This window comes from Pseudoalteromonas sp. SCSIO 43201 (genome assembly GCF_023716725.1).
Taxonomy (GTDB): Bacteria; Pseudomonadota; Gammaproteobacteria; order Enterobacterales; family Alteromonadaceae; genus Pseudoalteromonas; species Pseudoalteromonas peptidolytica.
In genome coordinates, this window is the sequence record NZ_CP072683.1 from 1,534,533 (window position 1) to 1,557,186 (window position 22,654).

Genomic DNA, 22,654 nt, shown 5'->3' on the forward strand with positions numbered 1-22,654 from the left:
CAGTATGGCTTTGTTGTGCTTTCTTCATGAGCGTAGCGAGCAACGTAATGTAGTGTAATACCATGTAATTAACTTTTAAACACTTTGTTAGCTAGTATTTATGTGTTCTAAATTTTAAATGGGAATGAGGATGAATACTATTATCGAACTGGCTAATGCACACCAGCAGTGTCGTCGCCAAGCTATTAATTTAATTGTGAGTGAAAATAGGCTCTCTGATCCAGTATCTGAGCTGTTATCAAATGATCTGGCATCAAGGTATGCCGCTCCTTTCTACGCAGGTACGGATATCTCGCAGGAGATAACCCGTCTTACTATTGAGAAAACTAAGTCGGTTTTTTCTGCCAAATTCGCAAATATTTCCCCAACTTCAGGTAGTAATAGTTTAATGGCGGTTATTTTTGCATTGACGGAGCCTGGTGATAAGGTGGCTCGGGTTCCCCCTTTTTTTCCAGGTGGCGGATATCCTTTCCAATATGAAGTTTTTCATCGTCACTCTTTGCCGCTTGTATTTGATGATGCTCAGTGGCAGTTGGATAGAGCTGCATGTATTGAGCTATTACTCAAAGAGCAACCTAAGCTAGTTGTGCTTGGGGCATCGATCTTCATGGTGCCAATGCCTGTGCGAGAAATAAGTGAAATTGTTCATAGTTATGGTGGTGTTGTTGCTTACGATGGCTCACATAGTTTAGGACTTATTGCTGGTGGGCAATATCAAAATCCGCTAGACGAAGGTGCAGACATCTTATTTGGCTCAACGCATAAAACTTTTCCAGGTCCTCAGGGGGGATCATAGTCACTAACTCTGAGTCGTTACATTTTAAGATTGAATTAGTATCAAACTTCACGCCTTTAAATGGGCCGACAATGGTTTGTAATCCACACTTGGCTCGTATTGCTGCTTTGGGACTTACTCTAGATGAAGTACCGTGGCAACAATATGCTAAACAAGTCGTGGAAAATGCCAGATGCTTTGCCCGTGTATTCTCTAGTAATGGCATTGTACTTAGGGGAGAGCGCAACTCAGACTTCTCGCACTCAACGTATTGTCATCAGGTACTTCCTCTTTTGGATAAAGATCAGGGATTGCAGTATAGAGATAAACTGAAGGCTCATGGGATCTTTTGTGATGGATTTATGCGGGTCGGTACTGCAGAAATCACTCGACTTGGCTTTACAGAGCAAGACAGTACAGAAGTGGCGCAGCTTATGTGTGACATAGTCCAAAGCGACCAGCCAGTCATTCCAGAAGCTAAACAAAAGGTGAATGCTTTAGTAGAAAGCCACCGTGAGATTGTGATGTAAGGGAGGCAAAGGCATGCATTTTGCTGAACGTTTATACCCACAATCTAGACTTAGCGCTCTTCTTAGCGGCAGCTCCCCAAATAAGCCGGAACTAGACTTAAGTATTGGTGAGCCTAATGTAGCGCTTGACGAAAAAGTATTGTCTACAATCCCTGCGGGATATAGTGATTTAGCGTTGTATCCCAGAGCATCGCTGCAATATGAGTTGCAAACTACTATTTCCCGTTGGCTGCAATCTAGATATGGCAGTAGTCGTGATTTTAGTATTTCGCCTGAGCAAATTGCTATTTTGGCTGGCAGTAGGGAAGGGATCTTCATGCTACCAATCGCGCTTTTTAACCGGCAGCTGCAACAAGGAGAGCAGGTAACAATTGCGATGCCAGACCCAGGCTATCCGATTTACTTAGCCAGCGCTGAAAATATAGGGGCAAGAGTAAAAAGCATTACGCACAAGCAACTTCATCAACTGACAGCAGACGCATCGGACACTTTCACCGACTGGTCGCAAATAGACTTGATGTTTGTCTGCTCTCCAAACAATCCAACGGGTGAGGTGCTTTCACTTAAACAGTGGATAAGGTTGATTGAGCTTGCAAAGGAACACCAATTTATCCTTGTTGCTGATGAGTGCTACAGCGAGATTTATATTGAACCTTATGCCCCGACAGGAATACTTGAAGCTTGTGTTGCGATGGGAAATATCCACTTTGACAATTGCCTCGCTGTCCACAGCTTGTCAAAGCGCTCCGGATTACCGGGGTTAAGATCGGGTTTTATGGCAGGAGATCAAACGTTAATAAAGAAACTTCAGGCATATAGAAATTATCATGGTGTTTCTTTGTCTTCTATTCAACTAAGCGCTTCACAGGCTGCATGGTCTGATGAGGAGCACGTATGCAAAAATCGCCAAACTTATTCCAAAAAATTCACGGCGTTAACACAGTACCTTGAAGCACTACCCAGTTATCAAGTACCGCAAGGCGGGTTTTATCTTTGGCTTGATACAGGCTGTCCTTCAGAGCAGATCTGTGGGCACTTATACCAGCATTTTGGTATCAAAGCCTTACCGGGGCATTATCTTGCTATCAGTGCTGATGCAGTAAATGATTATCAAAATTACATCCGTATTGCCCTTGTGTGCTCACAGGAAGATATTGAATTTGTTGGTAATGCAATAAAAGAAAGCATTCTGTCTTGTAGTCGTTCAAATGCTGCTGGCGACCATGTCGCTTAACTATTGAAAAGGAAAATACAATGAGCAATTTAAACTCAATCGGTAAACCGACAACGTTCGACACTATCATTATAGGTTCAGGCTTTGGAGGTAGTGTTGCTGCACTGAGGCTTTGTCAGAAATATCCCAAAGGCACGCCTGATAATAAACCGGTTTTATTACTTGAACGCGGTAAAGACTGGTGGGGAAACTTAACTCGCGATGACCAACCTAAGACGGCGAAAACCCCAACTCCACCATTTTGTAATTATCGTCAGCCTGATGAGCGCTCGGCTTGGATGGCAACAGAAGAGCCATTTGGTACACCTGTTGGCGATCCAAGTTTAAATGACAAGCCACTCAATTTTAATGATGGTGTGTTTGCCAAGCGCCCAGTTGCAAAATACCCGGGGTTGGTGGAAACGATTGAGGCACAAAACATGACAGTATGGGTGGGTGCTGGACTTGGTGGAACATCTCAAGTGTATAACACTATTTTTCAGAAGCCATCTTGTGAAGCGTTCAACCTAGCGTTCAGAGATCCGGATTGCCCAGAGAGTAACTTATTAAATTTTGACCAGATAGCATGCTACTACGATACTGTTGAGGAAATAATGTCACCAACAACTATGGTGAGTGAGTGTAATGGCACGAATACTACATTGCCGTTTTTAAATATTGACAGCTGTGACATTCCAAATCAGATAGATCAAACCACTATGGTTGATTTGGCGGAGCATCGTAATCAAGACCAGATCTCTATCGCAGCTGCTCCTGATTACCTCTCTACACGTGTGTTCCTGAGTCAAGCAAATAATTTGCAGTCAAAAGAGACTGTGCTATGCGACTACGGTATTTCATCGATAGACCCTAAGTTTAGTACGCTAGCGCTGGACTGGTCTGTAGTAGCAAACGAAATTTCTTGCAAAGTACTACCATCGGCGACCATTGGTGAAATGTGGTACGGCATGAATAGCTATTCAGAAGTAGAGCAGGGCAAAGAAAAAATCTTGTACGGTATAAAAAATAGCTTAGATAGAAACTACTTAGCTCAAGCCAAAGCCACAAATATGTTAGATATTGAATGCTTAAGCGAAGTGACAAGTATCAACCAACAGGTTGATCCAGTCACTGACGAGGTTTCTTATCGCATTATTGTTAACAAAATTGATGAAAATAAAGTTGATGCACCGCAGCAGATAATATACGAAGCTAAAAATGTGATTTTATCAGCAGGCTCTATGCACAGTGCAAGGTTGTTACTAGAATCAGCAAATTCACCAAGCTGTACAGATATTACTAAACCGGGTCTTCCATCATTGAGCCCCTATGTTGGTAAATTATGGGGACAAAATGGCGACTTATTTGCAACACAGCTTTGCAATGAGCCAGTACGACCTGCAAATGGCGGCCCAGGCTCTGCTGAGTGTGACTTTCAATATGGTGACGACCCCAAAACATATCTGCAAGAGAATAACGCGTCTCCATTTACCAAAATGGTGGTTTACCCCGTTTGGTATGAAGAGAGTGTTTCGATTCAAAATACATTAATGATGGGGGTATGCCAAAATACGGCTCCGGGTCAATTTGTACAACAAGCTGATGGTAGCTACCAACTCTCTTATCCGCAAACCATTGAAGCAAATGGCAAGTTTGAAGGTGGAATGGGAGATTCAATCAATACGGCTATTAATACCCTAAACGCTTGGAAAGAAGCAAATACAGCTGGCGTTGATCCAACAAAACTAGCACAGTTCAAAGGGTATCAAGGACCGCTGCACTGTAGCACTAACACTAAACGTACATTAACAGGTAATTCAGCTGCCGAGAATGAACATTTTGATGTGGCTTATGGTATGACACCACACCCGCTAGGTGGCTGTGTACTTGGTAAAGCATGTGATAGTTACGGAAGAGTTAAAAACGCGAATGGTGATGTGGTTAAAGGACTATATGTCATTGATGGTTCACTGATCCCCGGCAGTACAGGCGCTTGTACACCTGCTTGGACTATAGCGGCGGTTGCTGAATATTGTATGGCAGAAATATCTTCAGAGCTAACGACTAGCCGAGGTTGCAGCAAATAAAGGAGAAAGACATGGCTTTATCTTACGAAAGTGATACTAAACTTCCAATTAAGCACAGCTACGACGGTGATTATTCCAATGCGCTTGCAGAGCTTCGCAGTGGTATTAATCAAATAGATGAGCAATTAATTAATTTGATTGCTGATAGGTTTATAAAGATTTCTGAGGTCGGTGATTTGAAGGCCATTTTTCACCTGCCCGTAGAGGATCTTCAACGCGAACATTTGGTTCTGGAGCGGGCTTTAGCACATGCCAAGAAAAACGGTTTGTCTGAGTTTTTAACGCGAGATTTGATGAATGTGTTGATGAAGCATTCAAAAGCCGCTCAAGCAAAGAGGATCAGAGGACTGTGAGCGTGTCGATAGAGTGTTAACGGATCTCATGTAAGTAAAGGGAGTGATGCAAATAGCAGGCTCCCTTTTTTATTTTGATGCAATTAGCCTCAATTGAGCGTTTATACCAATTTGACTTAATACTTGCGCAATTTGAAGGAGTAAATCTGACGCTAACAGCGTTAAAAATTTCTTATTTAGAACAACTAAATAGCAAAATTTTTGCCTGGTTATCGACAAGATTTTCTCGCCTCAAAATAGACCACTTAATTAAGAAAATTGGTATTACTTCTGGGTTGCAGCCTTCATTCGTTCAACAAAGGTTTTCAACTCAAAACACATTGTTTTGTGATCATCTAAATGTTTTTCGATGATTTTAACTACTGCAGAGCCACTGATAGCGCCCGCAGCACCAGAACTAATGGCATGCTTAACATGCTCAGGCTCAGAAATGCCAAACCCTAACAGCGGCGGTGCAGCATGATATTCAATCAATTTGGTGATCATATCTGTCGCTGGCATTTGCGCCGTCGTTTCTGTGCCAGTTACACCTGCACGTGAGAGTAAATAGGTATAACCACGCCCTCGGGTAGCACATTCTCGTAGGGTATCATCACAGGCATTGGGTGTGGCGATAAAAATTGGTGCAATGTCATTCTCCATGGCATTGATTCTGAATGGTTTAGCCTCATGCAGTGGCACATCTGCAACCAAAATAGAGTCAACGCCAGCCGCTTTTGCATCCTGATAAAACTGCGCAATACCTCGAGCAAAAATCAAGTTTGAGTACAGTAACAGGCCAATAGGAATATCACTGTTATATCGGCGGATCTCAGCGATGATCTCAAGGCAATCTTGCGTATTCACATTTTGCTCTAGTGCTCGGATGTTGGCAGCTTGGATAACTGGGCCATCAGCAATAGGATCTGAGAAGGGAATACCGAGCTCTAATGCGTCAGCACCCCCGTCAATCAAGCTCTTAATAATATGGATACTAAGCGTTTTGTTTGGGTCGCCAATCGTTACAAAAGGGACGAATGCTCCTTGGTTTTTTTCGCTTAAATGCGCGAACATCTCGTCATAACGTCTCATAGTTCACCTCGCTCAGAAAGTACTTGGTGGACGTGAGCTAAGTCTTTGTCTCCTCGGCCACTTAAATTGACAACAATGATAGTTTCTTCTGTTTGCGCCTCGGCATACTTCAATGCGTATGCCAGTGCATGGCTCGATTCTAGTGCAGGAATTATCCCTTCATGTTTTGCTAACGCTTGAAAAGCCTCTAGGGCTTCTGTATCACTAATACCGACGTATTGTGCTCTGCCTGTTTCATGTAAAAATGCGTGTTGAGGACCGACCGCTGGATAATCTAAACCGGCAGAAACAGAATAAGACTCTTCAATTTGACCATCTTGATTCTGCATAATATAGGTGTAAGCACCATGCAAAATGCCCTTGGTGCCTTTGCATAATGCTGCGCCGTGCTCGTCAGTATCAAGTCCTTTTCCAGCCGGTTCAACACCAATTAATTTAACGTCTTTTTCCTCAATAAAGTCTGTGAACATACCGATAGCATTAGAGCCACCACCTACACAGGCAATAACAGCATTTGGTAAACGCCCCTCGGCTTTGAGTATTTGCTGCTTGGCTTCTTCGCCAATCATTTTTTGAAACTCGCGCACAATAGTTGGGAATGGGTGTGGGCCTGCCGCTGTACCAAGCAAATAGTGTGCTGTTTGATAGTTTGCAGACCAGTCGCGCATTGCTTCATTCACAGCATCTTTTAGTGTGCCAGAGCCAGCGGTTACCGGGATAACTTCAGCTCCCATCAAACGCATTCTAAATACATTTGGTTGTTGGCGCTCTACGTCTTTGGCACCCATATACACTCTACACTTTAGACCAAGCAAGGAGCAGGCTAGTGCGGTTGCTACACCATGTTGCCCAGCGCCGGTTTCTGCGATGACTTCTTTTTTACCCATACGTTTGGTCAGCAGTGCCTGACCTAAAACTTGGTTGGTTTTGTGTGCACCACCATGGAGTAGATCTTCACGTTTCAAATAAAGTTTTACGTTAGGGTTTGTAACTAAGTTACGAGTTTTAGTTAGCGGCGTTGGACGACCAGCAAACTCATTTAACAGTTGATAAAATTCTGTCTGAAATGCTGGGTCTTTTTGTGATTTATAAAATTCCTGTTCTAATTGTTTTAGAGCAGGTACGAGTAACTCGGGCACAAACATGCCTCCGAAGTCACCAAAATAAGCTGAATTACTCATGTCCACCTCAATATTTTCGAATTTGTGAAAACGCATTTGCGATTTTTTGAGCGCATTTTTTACCAGGCGATTGCTCAACACCTGAATTTAGGTCAAGGCCGTCAGCGCCAATCGACACGGCACTAAGAATATTGTCTGGGCTTAAGCCTCCTGCCAACATGTAATTGTTTGTGCTGTGCCTTAATAACTGCCAATCGAAAACTTGCCCGGTACCACCAAATGCCGTCGCCGTTTTGGTGTCGTACAAGTGTTTATCTACACCAGAAAAAGGAGTTGGCAGTGTTGTTTCCACTCCTTGTGCTTTCCAAATTTGGCACGTTAATGGTAGTTGTTTACGTAACGTGTCGATATATCGCTCATCTTCATTCCCGTGTAATTGTACTGCACTGAGCTTTAAAATTTGCGCATACTCAGCCACTTGCTCAAGTGGTGCGTTAACAAACACACCCACATACTTGAGTGGCGCACTATCAGCGACAGCCTTCGCACAGTCTATATCAACATAACGAGGAGACTTTGGATAAAAGATAAGGCCACCGTACACCGCGCCAGCTTCATAAGCAGCCTTTGCATCTTGGCTTCGAGTAAGACCACAGACTTTGTTTTCACCTAAAATTAAACGTCTGCAAGCAAGCTCTAAATCTTGCTTTGCCATCAAAGAGCTGCCAACCAAAAAGCCATCACAAATTGGCGATAAGCGTTTGACATCTCGGTGTGTGTAGATACCAGACTCTGAAATCACAACTTTGTCTTCTGGAATAAGCGCTCGTAGCTTTTCTGTTGTTGCTAAATCCGTTGATAGGTCTCGTAGGTTTCGGTTGTTAATACCGATCAGTTCAGCGTTTAGTGCCAGAGCCCGTGTTACTTCTTCTTCGTTGCTTACTTCTGTTAAAATCGACATGTTTAGTGACTTTGCCACTTTGACTAGCGCCATATATTCTTCGTCATTTAATACCGATAGCATCAGTAAAATAGCGTCGCCACCATGCAAACGGGCTAAATAAACTTGGTATTCATCTATAAAGAAATCCTTACAGATCAATGGCTGGTCGACTAGCTTTCGTACTTTCGCCAAGTATTCATAGCTGCCCTGAAAATATTTTTCATCGGTTAGCACACTAATACATGTTGCGTACTTACCATAAATGCCGGCGATTTCATCTAAATCAAAATGGGTTCGAATAAGCCCTTTTGAAGGCGATGCCTTTTTACACTCCAAAATAAATTGTGTGCCGGTCTGTGCCAGTGCTGCCATAAAGTCACGTGTGGTCGGGGTGACGTTATCAATAAAGTCGCTTAGGGGCTGCTGTATCTTACGCGCTTTTAGTTCTTCGACTTTATCAGCAACAATTTTTTCTAATACATTAGCCATTACTCACCTCTACTATGTTAGCCAGAGTTGTCATGGCTTTTTTGCTTGCTAATACTTCGCGGACTAGCTGGCTTGCGGTTTTAAAATCTGCTGCCTTGTCAGTTAAAACCAATAGAGCAGCTACGTTGGCGATAATTGCAGCATTGTGCGCGGCTTCGCCTTCACCATTTAAAATCGCAAGGCTCGCTTTCGCGTTATATTCTGGCGTATCTCCTGCGATGGATTCAAGTGAATAGTTTTCTAGTCCAAAATCACTTGGGGTTATGGTGTATTGTTTCACTTCACCCAGTTTCACTTCAGCGACTAATGTCTCACCGTGTAACGCAATTTCATCGGTGCCGCTGCCATGAACGACCATCGCGCGCTTTGTGCCTAAACGGTTGAGTGTTTCGGCCATTGGCAACACTAGAGCGGGGTCATACACGCCCAGCAATTGCACTTCAGGCTTTGCTGGGTTTGCTAATGGCCCAAGGATATTAAATATGGTGCGGGTTTTTAGCTGGGTGCGAACCGGCATCGCGTGTTTTACACCAGCGTGATAATGCGGTGCAAACAAAAAGGTAAAGCCAGTCTCTGCTAAGCACTTTTCTGCAAGAGCGGGAGTCATATCAATGTTAATCCCAAGAGCTTTGAGTAAATCAGCGGAGCCAGATTTACTGCTCACACTGCGATTACCATGTTTGACCATATTGATACCACACGCTGCAGCAACAATCGCAGCTGTGGTACTCACATTGATGGTGTTTGTGCCATCCCCGCCAGTACCACAGCTATCTGCGGCGAGTAAGCCCCGCTTATCAAAAGGCGTAGCATGATCGCGCATTGCTTGAGCAGCACCTGCAATTTCTGATGCAGTTTCGGTTTTGAGTTTTAGGGCAACCAAGGCAGCGGTAAGCTCGATGTCACTAAGCTGCCCCGTCATAATATCGTCAAATAAGGATTTGGCGTCATCAAAAGACAAATCTTGTTGCTGTAAAAGCGGTTGTAACTTTTCCATAGTATTCTCCTAAGCGCTGAGGTATGCAATGCTTTGCTGTAATAGTTGAGCGCCATTAGGCGTGAGTATTGATTCTGGGTGGAACTGAAAACCTATCACTCGATCTTCACTATGGTAGATAGCCATGGGAATAGATTTATATCTTGCAATGACGTTGAGTTCCTGCGGCACTTTAGTTGCCATTAAAGAGTGGTAGCGAGCAACAGGAAACTGTGAGCCCAACCCTGCAAATACTGGGTGCTCATCAGCTTCTATTATAGAAGACTTACCGTGTACTGTTTCGCCTGCACGGCCTATCTCACCACCATAGCTTTGTGTGAGCGCCTGCTGACCTAAACAGATCCCAAGCATCGGAAATCTACCTTTGCAAAGAGCAATTAAAGCCAGTAAACAGCCCGCTTCTGAAGGGGAGCCAGGTCCCGGAGACAAGACTAAAATCACCGGCTCTACTTCAGCGCACATTTTATTGTAAATTGTTTCAGCTGGGATGTTGTTACGATAGACGACTAAGTCAAGCCCAAGGAGGCTAAGTTCATCAACCAAGTTATAGCTAAATGAATCAAAATTGTCTAAGAAGTATACTTTAGTCATTATTTGTATCCTCATACGTAGACTGTACAGCTTTTATCACGGCCATCGCTTTTGCCTTGGTTTCATTTGCTTCACTTTGTGGATCTGAGTCAAATACAACTCCTGCACCTGCTTGCACGTAGGCGATATCATTTTTTACAAATGCAGAGCGAATGACGATACAGCTGTCCATAGCACCGTTCCCCATCAAGTAACCTACTGCGCCACCATAGCTGCCACGGCGCTGTTGTTCGGTATGGCGAACGAGCTCTGCGGCTTTCACTTTTGGTGCACCGACTAAAGTACCCATGTTCATACATGCTTGATAGGCGTGAAGTGCATCTAAATCAGGTTTTAATTGGCCAACGACTCTGGATACTAGGTGCATCACTTGGGAATAGCGATCGACCTTTAATAATTCTTTGGCGTGCCGCGTACCTGGCACACTGATCCTAGCTACATCATTTCGCGCAAGGTCGACTAACATTAAATGCTCTGCACGTTCTTTTTGATCGTTTCGTAGTTCAAGCTCGATGCGGCTATCCAAGTCTGGGTTGATGTTACCATCAGCAAACTTACCACGGGGTCTTGTGCCTGCAATAGGATAGACTTCAACTTGATTACTCTGCTCACAATATTTGAGCGCTGATTCAGGAGATGCGCCAAACAAAACAAAGCGCTCGTCCTTCATATAGAACATGTACGGACTGGGGTTTTGTAATTTGAGCTGTTTATAGGCGGCGAGTGAGTTATGGCAAGGAAGTGAAAAAGAGCGAGAGGGAACGACTTGAAATATATCACCGTTGATAATATTGGTTTTCAATTTTTCAACGTGGTTGCAGTAGTCGTCATCACTAATATTTACTTGAACTTCGGGGCAGCCAGCAATAGGGCTAAATTGAAACTCGGTAATTTGGTCACACTGGCTATTGAGTGTTTCTAGTTGTTTGCCGACCTCAAAACAGTTGGCATGTACGTCAGGGCCATTGAACACATTGCCGATCAGCTCAGTGGTTTGCGTTTGATGGTCAATAACCACTAGGGTTTCAGCTAAATAAAACACGTAATCAGGACAGTCATTATCACCATTTGGCACATCTGGGAGTTGTTCGAAGTTAGCGACCATATCATAGGCAAATACTCCACCTAAAAAGACAGAGAAAGGCGTGTCTGAATTCTGCTTTATTTCATTGATACAGGTTTTAAGTGCACTAAAGGCATTATCAGCCTTGAGTTTAGTGTGCTCATCAATATCACTTTCAAGTCCATTGTATGAAAGAGTTAATGTATCTTCGCTGAGATGAACATCACAATTTTTTACCTTTTGTGCAAGGTACGGCAGTAGCTGAGCCCCATTATTGGATAATGCTTTGGCGATGACCTGAGCACCGTTACATTCAAATCGGATAGCGCTATCTACAAGTACAATGCTTTTCACATTATCTTTCGACTCAATCTCTGCGGATTCAAGTAGTAGTGAGTTTTCTTTGTTTAAACCAGCGTATAGTGACAAAGGGCTAGCGGTATAGTCGCGCCTTTGTCTTATGCTGGTGACCTCACCTGGTGTGGTCGTTATGTGACTAAAAATCAAACCTCATTCCTCTTAATTTCTAGATATTCTGTTTAGAAAATAAAAAACCCCCGAAAGCTGAGCTCTGCGGGGGTTATTGTTCAGGCACAACAATACCGTCCCGCTAGGGCATCCACCACCACCAAATTGTGTTTACTGTGATATTGCTGTTCATTAAAAAGCCTTAAAAAAATATAAAAAAACCCGCGACATTGCGCGGGTTAATAAATCGTAGATATAACGAAACACACCCGCTTAGTTCGAGTGCCACCACCAAATGTTTTTTTGAAATTGTTTGTTCATTTGTGAATATTTCGTTGTTTAATCTAAATTAGCTACAGTAAACCCCATTCTTGATACAAGTGTCAAGGGCAAATATCAAAAAATAACCTAAGGTCGTATCAGTTCAGATGTGGTATAATCAAAACGTTGATAATTCAGAGAGATAGTTAGTACATTTTGATTAAATATGACTTACACAGCCATACTACTTTTTCCGATGGTCGCTTAGCGGTTAATGAGCTGTTGGAGCGAGCGACGGAAAAGGGCGTTGATATTTTGGCCATTACTGACCATGACACCATAGATGCTATCCAGCCTGCGCAGGAATATATTCGTGAACACAATCTGGCACTTGAACTAATCAACGGGGTGGAAATTTCCACTAAGTGGGAAAGCTTTGAGATCCATATTGTTGGGTTAGGTTTCAGTCCTGAACACTTAGCATTGACGACACTACTGAGTGAGCAACAAAAAAAGCGTGAGGCCAGAGCTATTGAGATTGGCGCGCGGTTAGCCAAAAAAGGCTATGAAAATGTGTATGAAGATGCGCAATCACTTGCCCAAACTGCTCAGATCACAAGAGCGCACTTTGCTCAAGTGTTGGTACAAAGGGGCGTTGCTAAAAACATCCAAGGGGTTTTTAATAAGTTCTTGGCGCGTGGCAAAACTGGTTATGTACCAAGCCAATGGTGTGATATGAGGACGGCAATTGAGGCTATTCATGAAGCCGGTGGGGTTAGCGTGTTGGCACATCCTGCTCGTTATAAAATGTCAAATAAGTGGTTAAGAAAGTTAATTGCAGAATTTAAACAGGCTGGTGGAGCCGCAATGGAGGTTGCACAGCCACAACAAGCACCAACCGAACGTCAATTTTTAGGGCGGTTAAGCCAAGAGTTCGGATTATTGGCAAGCCAAGGGTCTGACTTTCATTTCCCGATGCCTTGGGTTGATCTTGGTCGTAACCTATATCTTCCAAAGGACTGTCAAGGAGTTTGGCGCCATTGGGGAGGCAAAGAGGAATAATAGTATGAGCCAATTTTTTCATATTCATCCAGATAACCCACAAACTCGTTTGATCCGTCAAGCGGTTGATATTATTGAGCAAGGCGGCGTTGTGGTGTTCCCGACTGACTCTGGATATGCCATCGGCTGTAGCCTTGGAAATAAACAGGCCAAAGAACGCATTGAGCGGATCCGTGGTATTGAAAAGCATCATAACTTTACTCTGTTATGTCGCGATCTATCTGAGCTTTCGACCTACGCTCGAGTAGACAACCAAATGTTTAGAATGATTAAAAACAATACACCAGGACCATACACCTTTATTTTTAAAGGTACTAAAGAGGTGCCGCGTCGTTTACTTAATGAAAAAAAGAAGACCATAGGGATCCGTGTTACGGACAATCCGATCACCTGTGCGTTGCTGGCTGAGCTAGGCGAACCTTTGATGTCATGTTCCTTGATTTTGCCAGGTGAGCAGTTCACAGAGTCGGATCCTGATGATATCCGCATGCGTATCGAAAAGCAGGTAGACTTGATTATTCATGGTGGCTATTTAATTGAGCAAGCAACCACGGTTATTGACATGTCTGAAGACACAATCGAAATCCTGCGCCGTGGCTGCGGCGATACATCGCCATTTGAATAACGTAAGCTGAGATGGTACAGCTATCACAACAGAAATTACCGCTGGCCTTTTTACGTGGTGAAGCGGTAATTGAAAAACCAGAAGATTTATATATTCCACCTGAAGCTTTGGAGGTTATCTTAGAAACCTTTGAAGGGCCGCTAGATCTGCTCCTCTACCTCATCAAAAGACATAAGCTTGATATTTTAGAACTACCTATTTTTAGTATTACCCAACAGTATGTCCGGTATGTTGAGATGATGAAAGACATGCAGCTTGAACTTGCCGGTGAGTACTTAGTGATGGCAGCGTTACTCGCGCAAATAAAATCAAGAATGCTATTGCCAAAACACGAAGAGTTAGAGGAGGAAGAAGATCCCAGAGCTGAGCTAGTTAGGCGCTTACAAGAATACGAACAATTTAAACAAGCTGCTGAAAACTTGGATGAAATTCCCCGTGTTGAACGTGACATTTTTGTCGCTCATGCGTTGATAGATAACAGCGCTGAGACTGAATCTGAGTTTCCTGATATCGAGCTTAGAGAATTACTTTTAGCACTCAGTGAAGTAATGGCCAGAGCGAAGACCTTTGAGCATCACCAGATACAAGCTGAGGCACTATCAACTCGAGAACGTATGAGTTTTATTTTACAGCTACTACGAGAGCAAAATAAACCTGTTGAGTTTGTGCGATTTTTTACCTTGGACGAGGGACGCAGCGGCGTAGTAGTGACTTTTATTGCAATGTTGGAGCTCATCAAAGAGCAGCTGGTTGACTATATTCAGGCACACAGTGCGACTTCAATTTACCTGCATCTAAAAGGCTAGGGGATGCCCCCTACCTCTGTTATAATCTGCTTTTTGTCTTCAAGCATAGAGTATGAAAAGACGCGTTAGCGATGAACAATTGGTTGAATTGGTTGAAGCTGCCATTTTTGTTTCAGATAAGCCATTGTCTAAAAAGCGGCTAAAAGAAACTGTGCTGGAAGATATCGGCGTATCATCACTGCGTATCGATAAAGCACTAGAAACATTGATAAGTCATTATCAAACTCGGGGTGTCCGGCTGGTTGAAGTCGGTACTGGTTATCGCTTTCAGGCTTGTCCGAGCTTGAGTCCTTGGTTAAGTAAACTTTGGCAGGAAAAAGCACCGAAATACTCACGTGCTACACTTGAAACCTTAGCTTTGATTGCTTACCGACAACCGATCACTCGCGGAGAGATAGAGCAAGTTCGCGGTGTAACTGTGAGCTCTACTATTATCAAAAGCTTGATTGATCGCGAGTGGATAAAAATAGTTGGCCATAAAGAAGTACCCGGTAAGCCCGCGCTATATGCGACGACGAAACAATTTTTAGACTATTTTTCATTGTCAGCTTTAGGAGAATTACCTCGATTGCCTGAACAACATAATGAAAAAATAGAACAGTTATTAAACGATCCTTCTGTGAGAGAACCATCTGAATGAGTGAAAAACTACAAAAAGTATTGGCAAGAGCTGGCGTTGGCTCAAGACGCGAAATGGAAAAGTATATTGAGTCTAACCGCGTAAGTGTAGATGGAAAAGTTGCCAAGCTAGGAGACCGAGTAGAAGAAACATCGGTGATCCGTGTAGATGGACATGTTGTTAAAATTGAACAACAAGAAGAGCGCATTTGTCGCGTACTTATGTACCATAAGCCTGAAGGAGAGCTGTGTACTCGGCGCGATCCGCAGGGGCGTCGTACAGTATTTGATAGATTGCCAAAATTAGATGGCGACCGTTGGATTGCTATCGGTCGATTAGATATAAATACTTCAGGCCTTTTGCTATTTACCAACGACGGTGAATTGGCTAACCGCTTAATGCATCCCAAATATGAAGTGGAGCGTGAATATTCTGCTCGTGTTTTTGGTGAAGTAACCAATCAAACGCTGCGAACACTGACCACTGGCGTTGAGCTGGATGATGGACCTGCTAAGTTTTTGAAGATTAAACCGCTTGGTGGTGAAGGACTGAACAAGTGGTTTAACGTTACCCTTACTGAAGGTCGTAACCGTGAAGTGAGACGATTATGGCAATCTCAAGAGGTTGAAGTCTCTCGACTGATCCGTATTCGTTACGGAAAGCTTGAGTTAAACAAACGTCTACCGCAGGGGGGCTGGGAGGAGCTGAAATTAGAAGATGTAAATTATCTTCGCAAGTCAGTAAGCCTACGCCCTGAGACCCAAACAAAATTGTCGGTAATGCCTGAAAAGCGCAAAGATAAGCGGGCAAAAATTAATAAAATCAGAAAAGCAGTGAAAAAGCATAATCAACGGGTAAAAACTCCCAGAAGAAAATAGCTTTATACTGATACGACGCCAGCACAAATTGCTGGCGTTTTTATTTACGCTTTTTGAGGGTAAAGTAATGGAAGGAGAACTCAAAGGCAGTTGTCTGTGCACGCAATAAAAAGGCTGCTATTGGGAGTAGCAGCCTTGTAGTCGTTAACCTTTATTTAATACCAATTTGAAGGAGTAAATCTGACGCTAACAGCGTTAAAAATTTCTTATTTAGAACAACTAAATAGCAAAATTTTAGCCTTGTTATCGGCAAGATTTTCTCACCTCAAATAGACCACTTAATTAAGAAAATTGGTATAAGTTTAATATGTTTGTGCGTCTAGTGATTGCCCATTGACATCTATAGAATCATCAGACATTAAATATAAATAAGTAGGCATCAAGTCTTCAGGTGTCTTTAGTTTATCTTTATCTTCACCTGGGAATGCTGATGCACGCATGCTGGTATTCGTCGCACCAGGATTAATACAATTAATACGTATATTGGTTTTGCCAACTTCTTCAGCCCAAGTTTGCATCATACCTTCTGTTGCAAATTTAGAGATGGCATAGGCTCCCCAAAACTCACGACCTTTGCGCCCTACACCAGAAGAGGTGAATACAATAGAGGCATGTGGCGCTTTGCGCATGACAGGGAACAAAGATTTGGTGATAACCGCTTGAGCTGTTACGTTTACTTTCATAATGTTTTCGAAAGTTGAAACGCAAAAATGCTCCATCGGTCCTAAAGACCCAAGAATTGACGCGTTATTGAGCAATCCATCCAATTTACCAAACTGCTGCTCAATGGTCGCTGCTAAGTCGCGAAAATGCTGCTTGGTTGCACCGCGCAAATCCATAGGTACAATAGCAGGCTGTGGATAACCTGCGTTAACAATTTCATCATAGACAGCTTCTAGCTTACTGGTGGTTTTGCCTAATAATATGACGGTTGCACCATATTTTGCATAGTTAATCGCTGCAACTCGGCCGATGCCATCGCCAGCACCAGTTACTAATATCGTTTTGTTTGCAAGTGCGTTTTCAGGAGCTTGATAAGTCTGCATTCTGGACCCCAAATAAGATGTTTATGTCATTTTATCATAATGCGCTAGCAAGTAAGCGAATTTATTGTAAATATGGCTGGCGAAATAACAAAGTTTGAGTTAAGTTTAACTGGTCTAATGTCTTATTAAAAATGCAATTACATAGAATTAACGAGAATTATCACAATAATAATAAGATTATGTCGGAGCCTATAAAATGAAAAAAATGCTACTCTCACTCGCAGTATCAGCAGCAGTTGCTGGCTGTGGAGGCGGTGAAACGTTAGAAGACGTTAAAAATGATACCGCGCCCGTTTCTCCAACCATCTCAGTAAAATTTGACCCGTCTGGTGGTGTTATCTCAGTCCCTAACGATATATTGTTGTCAGGTACCCAAGATGGCACATTAAACTTACCAGGTGAAATGCTTGGAAAAGTTGATGGTGACGGCAACCCTGTGGTGACTCGTGCGCACTATGCAGATCCTGGTATTGTACTTGGAGCGCAAGACGGCTGGTCAACGCAAATGCCGTTTGCCATTGACATGACAACGCCAAATGGCCTTAAAGTTGATGCACAAAGCGTGCAGACCCCAGGTTCAATCCGTATTTTTGAAGTGAAAATGGGTGGCCCATTAGCCCAAGATCCAAAGTGCTCGGCACTACCTTCAGGAATTGCATGCGAAGTGGTGGCTGAGCTTGAGTTTGGTCCACAGGGTGATTTTGTAACGGTGGCAAATAGTGCTGGTAACGGTGTTGTTATCGTTCCTGTCAAACCATTCAAGCCGCAAACTACGTACATCACAGTTTTGACGACGGGATTAAAAGATTCATCAGGTCAGAGCGTTGATGCCTCTTCAACATACTCGTTGCTACGCCAAGGCTCACCTTTAGTCACCGACACTCAGAAGTCACTACAAGCGGTGATCCAGAGTTATGAAAAAGCGGTAACTGATGCGGGTGTGACTAGTACAGAAATTATTTACACCGCAGCGATGACCACACAATCTGTTGGTGCTGGTTTAGCTGCAACCAAAGCTTTACTTGCACAATCGCTCGCGAAGAATGCGCCACCGGTTGTCGCGGTTCCGGCTCAGGCACCCATGACGGTCGCTGATGCACTAGAAGGTAAAGTGCCAGCAGCAGTATTACCGGCTTTTGAACAAATCAAATTAATGCGTGGTGTTATTCAATTACCACAATACTTAGCGAAACCTCAGACAGGCGATATAGAAGCATTAGCAGATACCTACTGGCAGGCGTTGTGTGACAGCCCCGTTACTTTAGGTGGATATGTTGCACAAGGTGGTCAGTTACCACCTGAAGCGCAGGGGGACGACCAAATTTGTGCAAGTTTCCCAGTACCTGAAGGGGTTCCTCAGTTTAGAAGTATCGGTGTAGATAAACAACGATTTATCACTAGATACAACCCAATACCAAAGCAGCAATGGCTGGCGAATGTGCCGGTTCAAATTACATCACCTTCCGGCGAGGCCCCTAATGGTGGATGGCCTGTTGTTATTTTGCAGCACGGTATAACCAGTAAAAAAGAAGATATGCTTGGCTTGACGCTATCACTAACGCAAGCTGGCTTTGCGACGGTCGCAATCGACCACCCAATGCATGGCGAACGTGGTATTGATATTGACGGTGATGGTAACGATGAATTCAATGCCTCGACCGGTAGCGTACTTTCTTACATGAATCTGACATCGTTATTGGTAGCAAGAGATAACTTGAAGCAATCGGCTGCCGATTTGATGGGCTTACGTGTTGGTCTTAACTTTATTAACGTAGCATCGGGCGGTCAAGTTAACTTCAATACTCAGCAAGTCAGTTATTTAGGTCACTCTCTTGGTTCTATTGTAGGCCCAAGTTTCCTTACACAAACTAACGCGCCACTTGATGTAAATGTTGATCACCTATTTAAAGTGGATACGGCAGTACTTGCTAGTGGTGGTTCAGGTATTGCAAACTTCTTGATTGAATCAAAATCATTTGGCCCATTTGTGCAAGGTTCGGTATTGAGCTCTGCTGGTAATTTGGCGTCACAAGCATTCAATGGCTATTTACAGGAAGGGGCTGCTGCTGATTGCGGCGCATTTGCTGCGGTACCAAGTGAGTTTATGTCATGTGCGTACGCGACCTTTAGAGGTGGCCTAGAAGCTGCAGAGGATACGGCAACGCTTGCATTGATTGACGCAACCGTAACGCAATTTGGTTTTGCTGCGCAGACTGTGCTAGATAGTGCAGATCCACTAAACTACGCGTCATCAGTTAAGGCGTTACAGACTCCAGTTTATATGAGTGTCGTAACAGGTGGTGTGAATGGTAATGCTGCGGACTTGGTTATCCCTCCGACAACAGAACGTAGCTTCTTATCTGGTAGTTTACCACTTGCAAGCTTCATGGGGTTAAGCTCAGTTAATGAAACGCAAGTCACTCCGGGTAGTTACGTGGTTAAGTTTTCTCAAGGGCACCATAGCTCGATTTTGACCACTGGTTTTGCTGAAAAAGCAGGTGGAACTGCGGCTGGCCATGCTGCCGCATCGGTTGAAATGCAAACTCAAGTTGCCAGCTTCTTGAAGTCTAAAGGCGCAGTACTTCAGATATCTAACCCAGACGTTGTTGCAAACTAAAGCGTTTTTCGAGACTATAACAGGCCGCAGATAGCGGCCTTTTTTGTGTCCATTTGACCGCGAACGCAATGGATAACTTTTTCAGCTAAACGAGGAGAGTAATTTGGCATTTTTGTTTGAATATGGGTTATTTTTGGCCAAAGCAGTGACTATTATATTTGCTATCGCAGTGGTTATTATGTTGGTTGTAGGTGCCAGCCATAGACCGAAAACAAAGAAAGGTGAAATTGAAGTCACTGATTTGAGTGAGAGCTTGGCAAAATCTAAAGAACAGTTTTTAGAACAAACCTTAGACAAAAAAGCACTCAAGGCACGCAATAAAGCGCAGTCGAGAGAACAAAAAAACCAAGATAAGCTTAAAGAAACAGTCAAAAATGTATTTTATATCGAATTCAACGGCAGTATGGACGCACATGAGGTATCAGGCTTACGGGAGGAGATAAATGCTATTCTCACAATCGCTGATAAAGCCACAGATCAAGTTATTGTCTCTGTTGAAAGTGGCGGTGGTGTGGTTCATGGTTATGGTTTAGGTGCATCGCAGCTAACTCGTATTAAACAAGCAGGGATCCCACTGACGGTATGTGTTGATAAAGTGGCCGCTAGCGGCGGATATATGATGGCTTGTGTTGCAGATAAGATTATCGCAGCCCCGTTCGCGATTATTGGCTCTATTGGCGTAATAGCCCAGATCCCCAACTTCAATCGTTTGTTGAAAAAGAATAACGTAGATTTTGAGATGGTCACTGCCGGTGAATATAAGCGCACATTAACCTTGTTTGGTGAGAACACCGATAAGGGACGCGAAAAGTTTAAAGAAGAAATCGAGCAGACGCATGGTTTATTTAAACACTTTGTCGCTGAAAATCGCGCTGATCTCGAGATCGAGAAAGTAGCAACGGGTGAACATTGGTTTGGTACACAGGCGCTCGCACTTAAACTCGTTGATGAAATCTCTACCAGTGATGATTTACTTATGTCATTAAACGAAAATCATCAGCTTTATAAAGTGAGTTATAGAGTGAAAAGGGGCGTTGTGGAGAAGTTTGGTCTGCAACTGGGCAATGCTTTGGAGCGTGTAGCCATCAAAACACTGTCTAAACTAAACCTCTCTAAGTATTCTGCATAGTACTCATTAATAATTGATAGGCGATAACTTATTATCACCTATCAATGCTTGCAAAGATAGACACTGGCACAGCAGCCTCCTTTAACAAACTCAATGTGGCACTGCCAATTAAGCTGCTGGCATAGTTGTTCCACTAACTTCAAGCCAAGAGCATATCCTAGAGTGTCAATCTGCGGTGTTAGATTGTCCATGGATTCGGTGTTTTTTATCGCGATCAGATCCTGGTGTTGGTGTATTTCGATAGTGCCACAAAATGTATGCTGCATCGCATTTCCAATGAGGTTACCAATCACGGTTTTAGCGGCGGCACTGGGAAGCCAAACCTGATAGCGGGATAAATCAAACGACATTTGAATATCACGCTCTGCAATTAAATAACTTAATGCTTTGACTTGTGATTGAATAAGCCAGTATAAAAAGTGGGGACGCGTAAGAAACGGGCTATAGAATAGCGACATCTATTGTTTTGGGCATTAACACGTAGTGACAAATAACAAATTTGCGCTAGATTATACTACTAACTTTGGTTAGTGTAGCTGTTGGCATTTTTAATTTAAGGAAAATTTTGATGCTTTACATAAGAACTTATCTAATAGGAATATTGTCCCTATTTTTGTGGGGATGTGGCGGGTCTAGTGACTCACAACCCTCCGAAACCCCAGCTACAACACCACCAGAAATAAAAAGCTATATAATTTCGACTTCTTTTAATGAGGGGGGATTTATTACACCTAAATCATTCGAACTAGCCGAAAACTCAGACAAAACGTTTGTGATCAGTGTCGATCAAGGCCATGAACTAGAGAGTGTTTCTGGCTGCAACGGGACGCTAAATGAAGATAATTTTACAGTCAGTAATCCTGCAGCAAATTGCACGATCAAAGTCAGGTTCAAAGCCTATCAATATTCAGTTAATGTTGCGACCTCAGTTGGAGGCTGGGTAGACAAGCCCAATTACCAATTGCCTTATGGTGAAACTGCGAAGGTTAATATTAATCCCAATAGTGACCATTTTATAAATTCGGTAACAGGCTGTGGTGGTAGGTTAAATGAACAACAGTACACAACAGGTGCTATCAATGCTGATTGTACTGTAGATGTCAATTTCAATAGCCATTTCCCGATCCCTGCTGAAGGTATTGAACGCATACGTCTACCTGTTGTCGTTCATGTGATAGAAAATGAATATGTGCAGATAAGCGATGAACAAATATATTCTCAAATCGAAGCGACAAATCGACATTTCAGAGCTCTAAATAGAGATGACCTTGAAACAATTGAGGATACACTTGTGCCGTATATTGCGGATACTGGTATACAACTTTATTTGGCAACTCACGATCCTGACGGTAACCCTCATTCAGGTATAAACAGAAAAACAGCGGCGTTGAGTATCATTACGCTCGATAATGCTTATGCAAAAGCTGAAAAAGGCGGCATCGATGCTTGGCCAAACGATCAATACATTAATGTATGGGTCGGGTATGCACGAGATTTACAAGGAAAGCTGGGATTACTCGGAAGAGCGAATATTCCAGGGCTTGTTGAAGATAGGTTGGTAGGAGTTGTTGTAGCGGACTCTGTGTTTGGTGTAATACCTCCACGAGAGCCCAGATTTGATGAGGGAAAAACGTTCACCCATGAACTAGGTCATCTATTTGGTTTGATCGGTCACACACATGGCGTACCTACCGATGAAAATACCCACCGTCATTTGACTTGTGATGGTCAACCGACAACACAATGTAAAAATAGCGACTTGGTAATGAATTTTATGAATGCTGAGTCAGATGATAAAGATCAAAAAATGTTTTCCATCAGCCAGTATAAAGTGATGCAAACATGGCTGAAAACAGGTCCCTTACAGGCACTTTATCTTAACAATCAGAACAATAACTAGAACAGCTCCG

General features: G+C 43.2%; 21 protein-coding genes. 13 read left to right on the top strand and 8 right to left on the bottom strand.

Annotated elements, in window-relative coordinates:
• Positions 1–130 precede the first annotated feature (130 nt).
• The 5 genes from J8Z24_RS06620 to J8Z24_RS06640 all read left to right on the top strand — a co-directional run bounded on the left by J8Z24_RS06620 (position 131) and on the right by J8Z24_RS06640 (position 4,958).
• A complete protein-coding gene (locus J8Z24_RS06620; RefSeq protein WP_252095492.1) occupies positions 131–796 on the top strand; it encodes a PLP-dependent aminotransferase family protein in 666 nt (221 codons plus the stop codon).
• 71 nt (positions 797–867) lie between these two features.
• Positions 868–1,305 carry a PLP-dependent aminotransferase family protein gene (locus J8Z24_RS06625; RefSeq protein WP_252095493.1) on the top strand — a complete coding sequence of 146 codons (438 nt, stop codon included), beginning with the start codon at positions 868–870 and terminating at the stop codon, positions 1,303–1,305.
• Positions 1,306–1,318: 13 nt separating this feature from the next.
• Complete coding sequence (locus J8Z24_RS06630) at positions 1,319–2,539, top strand: aminotransferase class I/II-fold pyridoxal phosphate-dependent enzyme (protein WP_252095494.1); 1,221 nt, start codon at positions 1,319–1,321, stop codon at positions 2,537–2,539.
• Between the two features lie 20 nt (positions 2,540–2,559).
• The gene (locus J8Z24_RS06635) at positions 2,560–4,605 is read left to right on the top strand and encodes a GMC oxidoreductase (RefSeq protein ID WP_252095495.1); all 2,046 of its coding nucleotides are present in this window, start codon (positions 2,560–2,562) and stop codon (positions 4,603–4,605) included.
• A gap of 11 nt (positions 4,606–4,616) precedes the next feature.
• A complete protein-coding gene (locus J8Z24_RS06640; protein ID WP_125252980.1) occupies positions 4,617–4,958 on the top strand; it encodes a chorismate mutase in 342 nt (113 codons plus the stop codon).
• Positions 4,959–5,222: 264 nt separating this feature from the next.
• On the opposite strand, the gene trpA is transcribed toward J8Z24_RS06640, so the two are convergent.
• The 6 genes from trpA to J8Z24_RS06670 are packed head-to-tail and all read right to left on the bottom strand — an operon-like array spanning position 5,223 to position 11,740.
• Positions 5,223–6,029, bottom strand: coding sequence for a tryptophan synthase subunit alpha (gene trpA / locus J8Z24_RS06645; protein WP_252095496.1), 807 nt, complete (start codon positions 6,027–6,029; stop codon positions 5,223–5,225).
• The gene (trpB, locus tag J8Z24_RS06650; RefSeq protein ID WP_252095497.1) at positions 6,026–7,210 is read right to left on the bottom strand and encodes a tryptophan synthase subunit beta; all 1,185 of its coding nucleotides are present in this window, start codon (positions 7,208–7,210) and stop codon (positions 6,026–6,028) included. The genes trpA and trpB overlap by 4 nt, the downstream gene beginning before the upstream one ends.
• A gap of 7 nt (positions 7,211–7,217) precedes the next feature.
• Positions 7,218–8,582 (bottom strand): bifunctional indole-3-glycerol-phosphate synthase TrpC/phosphoribosylanthranilate isomerase TrpF, encoded by a 1,365-nt coding sequence (gene trpCF / locus J8Z24_RS06655; protein ID WP_252095498.1) that lies wholly within the window; start codon positions 8,580–8,582, stop codon positions 7,218–7,220.
• Entirely contained in the window at positions 8,575–9,579 is a 1,005-nt protein-coding gene (gene trpD, locus J8Z24_RS06660; protein WP_252095499.1) for an anthranilate phosphoribosyltransferase, read from the bottom strand. The genes trpCF and trpD overlap by 8 nt, the downstream gene beginning before the upstream one ends.
• A 9-nt stretch (positions 9,580–9,588) precedes the next feature.
• Positions 9,589–10,170, bottom strand: a complete 582-nt coding sequence (locus J8Z24_RS06665) for an aminodeoxychorismate/anthranilate synthase component II (RefSeq protein WP_147391110.1) — start codon at positions 10,168–10,170, stop codon at positions 9,589–9,591.
• Complete coding sequence (locus tag J8Z24_RS06670; protein ID WP_252095500.1) at positions 10,163–11,740, bottom strand: anthranilate synthase component 1; 1,578 nt, start codon at positions 11,738–11,740, stop codon at positions 10,163–10,165. The genes J8Z24_RS06665 and J8Z24_RS06670 overlap by 8 nt, the downstream gene beginning before the upstream one ends.
• A gap of 438 nt (positions 11,741–12,178) precedes the next feature.
• On the opposite strand from J8Z24_RS06670, the gene rnm reads away from it, so the two are divergent.
• Genes rnm through rluB form a run of 5 tightly spaced genes read left to right on the top strand, consistent with a single transcriptional unit; the run spans position 12,179 to position 15,952 of the window.
• Entirely contained in the window at positions 12,179–13,024 is an 846-nt protein-coding gene (gene rnm, locus J8Z24_RS06675; protein WP_176031828.1) for an RNase RNM, read from the top strand.
• A 4-nt stretch (positions 13,025–13,028) separates the two neighbouring features.
• Complete coding sequence (locus tag J8Z24_RS06680; RefSeq protein ID WP_128732796.1) at positions 13,029–13,649, top strand: L-threonylcarbamoyladenylate synthase; 621 nt, start codon at positions 13,029–13,031, stop codon at positions 13,647–13,649.
• 11 nt (positions 13,650–13,660) lie between these two features.
• The gene (locus tag J8Z24_RS06685; RefSeq protein WP_176031826.1) at positions 13,661–14,455 is read left to right on the top strand and encodes a segregation and condensation protein A; all 795 of its coding nucleotides are present in this window, start codon (positions 13,661–13,663) and stop codon (positions 14,453–14,455) included.
• Between the two features lie 52 nt (positions 14,456–14,507).
• A complete protein-coding gene (scpB, locus tag J8Z24_RS06690; protein WP_125252990.1) occupies positions 14,508–15,095 on the top strand; it encodes an SMC-Scp complex subunit ScpB in 588 nt (195 codons plus the stop codon).
• Entirely contained in the window at positions 15,092–15,952 is an 861-nt protein-coding gene (gene rluB, locus J8Z24_RS06695; protein WP_125252991.1) for a 23S rRNA pseudouridine(2605) synthase RluB, read from the top strand. The genes scpB and rluB overlap by 4 nt, the downstream gene beginning before the upstream one ends.
• 302 nt (positions 15,953–16,254) lie before the next feature.
• Here the strand turns inward: rluB and J8Z24_RS06700 are convergent, their stop codons facing one another.
• A complete protein-coding gene (locus J8Z24_RS06700; protein ID WP_125252992.1) occupies positions 16,255–16,998 on the bottom strand; it encodes a YciK family oxidoreductase in 744 nt (247 codons plus the stop codon).
• Between the two features lie 196 nt (positions 16,999–17,194).
• Here J8Z24_RS06700 and J8Z24_RS06705 point away from each other — a divergent pair, with 196 nt between their 5' ends.
• Both J8Z24_RS06705 and sohB read left to right on the top strand, forming a co-directional pair.
• The gene (locus tag J8Z24_RS06705; RefSeq protein ID WP_252095501.1) at positions 17,195–19,615 is read left to right on the top strand and encodes a VolA/Pla-1 family phospholipase; all 2,421 of its coding nucleotides are present in this window, start codon (positions 17,195–17,197) and stop codon (positions 19,613–19,615) included.
• A 103-nt stretch (positions 19,616–19,718) separates the two neighbouring features.
• On the top strand, positions 19,719–20,744 hold the full coding sequence (gene sohB / locus J8Z24_RS06710) for a protease SohB (RefSeq protein ID WP_252095502.1): 1,026 nt from the start codon (positions 19,719–19,721) through the stop codon (positions 20,742–20,744).
• Positions 20,745–20,785: 41 nt separating this feature from the next.
• Here sohB and J8Z24_RS06715 read toward each other — a convergent pair whose 3' ends face one another.
• Positions 20,786–21,202, bottom strand: a complete 417-nt coding sequence (locus tag J8Z24_RS06715; RefSeq protein WP_176031823.1) for an ATP-binding protein — start codon at positions 21,200–21,202, stop codon at positions 20,786–20,788.
• A gap of 110 nt (positions 21,203–21,312) precedes the next feature.
• Here J8Z24_RS06715 and J8Z24_RS06720 point away from each other — a divergent pair, with 110 nt between their 5' ends.
• Positions 21,313–22,644 carry a zinc metalloprotease gene (locus J8Z24_RS06720; protein ID WP_176031822.1) on the top strand — a complete coding sequence of 444 codons (1,332 nt, stop codon included), beginning with the start codon at positions 21,313–21,315 and terminating at the stop codon, positions 22,642–22,644.
• Positions 22,645–22,654 lie beyond the last annotated feature (10 nt).

Excerpts from the sequence above, each read along its gene's own strand:
- J8Z24_RS06620 (WP_252095492.1), top strand. The coding sequence starts at position 131 with ATGAATACTATTATCGAACTGGCTAATGCACACCAGCAGTGTCGTCGC.
- J8Z24_RS06625 (WP_252095493.1), top strand. The coding sequence starts at position 868 with ATGGTTTGTAATCCACACTTGGCTCGTATTGCTGCTTTGGGACTTACT.
- J8Z24_RS06630 (WP_252095494.1), top strand. The coding sequence starts at position 1,319 with ATGCATTTTGCTGAACGTTTATACCCACAATCTAGACTTAGCGCTCTT.
- J8Z24_RS06635 (WP_252095495.1), top strand. The coding sequence starts at position 2,560 with ATGAGCAATTTAAACTCAATCGGTAAACCGACAACGTTCGACACTATC.
- J8Z24_RS06640 (WP_125252980.1), top strand. The coding sequence starts at position 4,617 with ATGGCTTTATCTTACGAAAGTGATACTAAACTTCCAATTAAGCACAGC.
- trpA (WP_252095496.1), bottom strand. The coding sequence starts at position 6,029 with ATGAGACGTTATGACGAGATGTTCGCGCATTTAAGCGAAAAAAACCAA.
- trpB (WP_252095497.1), bottom strand. The coding sequence starts at position 7,210 with ATGAGTAATTCAGCTTATTTTGGTGACTTCGGAGGCATGTTTGTGCCC.
- trpCF (WP_252095498.1), bottom strand. The coding sequence starts at position 8,582 with ATGGCTAATGTATTAGAAAAAATTGTTGCTGATAAAGTCGAAGAACTA.
- trpD (WP_252095499.1), bottom strand. The coding sequence starts at position 9,579 with ATGGAAAAGTTACAACCGCTTTTACAGCAACAAGATTTGTCTTTTGAT.
- J8Z24_RS06665 (WP_147391110.1), bottom strand. The coding sequence starts at position 10,170 with ATGACTAAAGTATACTTCTTAGACAATTTTGATTCATTTAGCTATAAC.
- J8Z24_RS06680 (WP_128732796.1), top strand. The coding sequence starts at position 13,029 with ATGAGCCAATTTTTTCATATTCATCCAGATAACCCACAAACTCGTTTG.
- J8Z24_RS06685 (WP_176031826.1), top strand. The coding sequence starts at position 13,661 with ATGGTACAGCTATCACAACAGAAATTACCGCTGGCCTTTTTACGTGGT.
- scpB (WP_125252990.1), top strand. The coding sequence starts at position 14,508 with ATGAAAAGACGCGTTAGCGATGAACAATTGGTTGAATTGGTTGAAGCT.
- rluB (WP_125252991.1), top strand. The coding sequence starts at position 15,092 with ATGAGTGAAAAACTACAAAAAGTATTGGCAAGAGCTGGCGTTGGCTCA.
- J8Z24_RS06700 (WP_125252992.1), bottom strand. The coding sequence starts at position 16,998 with ATGCAGACTTATCAAGCTCCTGAAAACGCACTTGCAAACAAAACGATA.
- J8Z24_RS06705 (WP_252095501.1), top strand. The coding sequence starts at position 17,195 with ATGAAAAAAATGCTACTCTCACTCGCAGTATCAGCAGCAGTTGCTGGC.
- J8Z24_RS06715 (WP_176031823.1), bottom strand. The coding sequence starts at position 21,202 with ATGTCGCTATTCTATAGCCCGTTTCTTACGCGTCCCCACTTTTTATAC.
- J8Z24_RS06720 (WP_176031822.1), top strand. The coding sequence starts at position 21,313 with ATGCTTTACATAAGAACTTATCTAATAGGAATATTGTCCCTATTTTTG.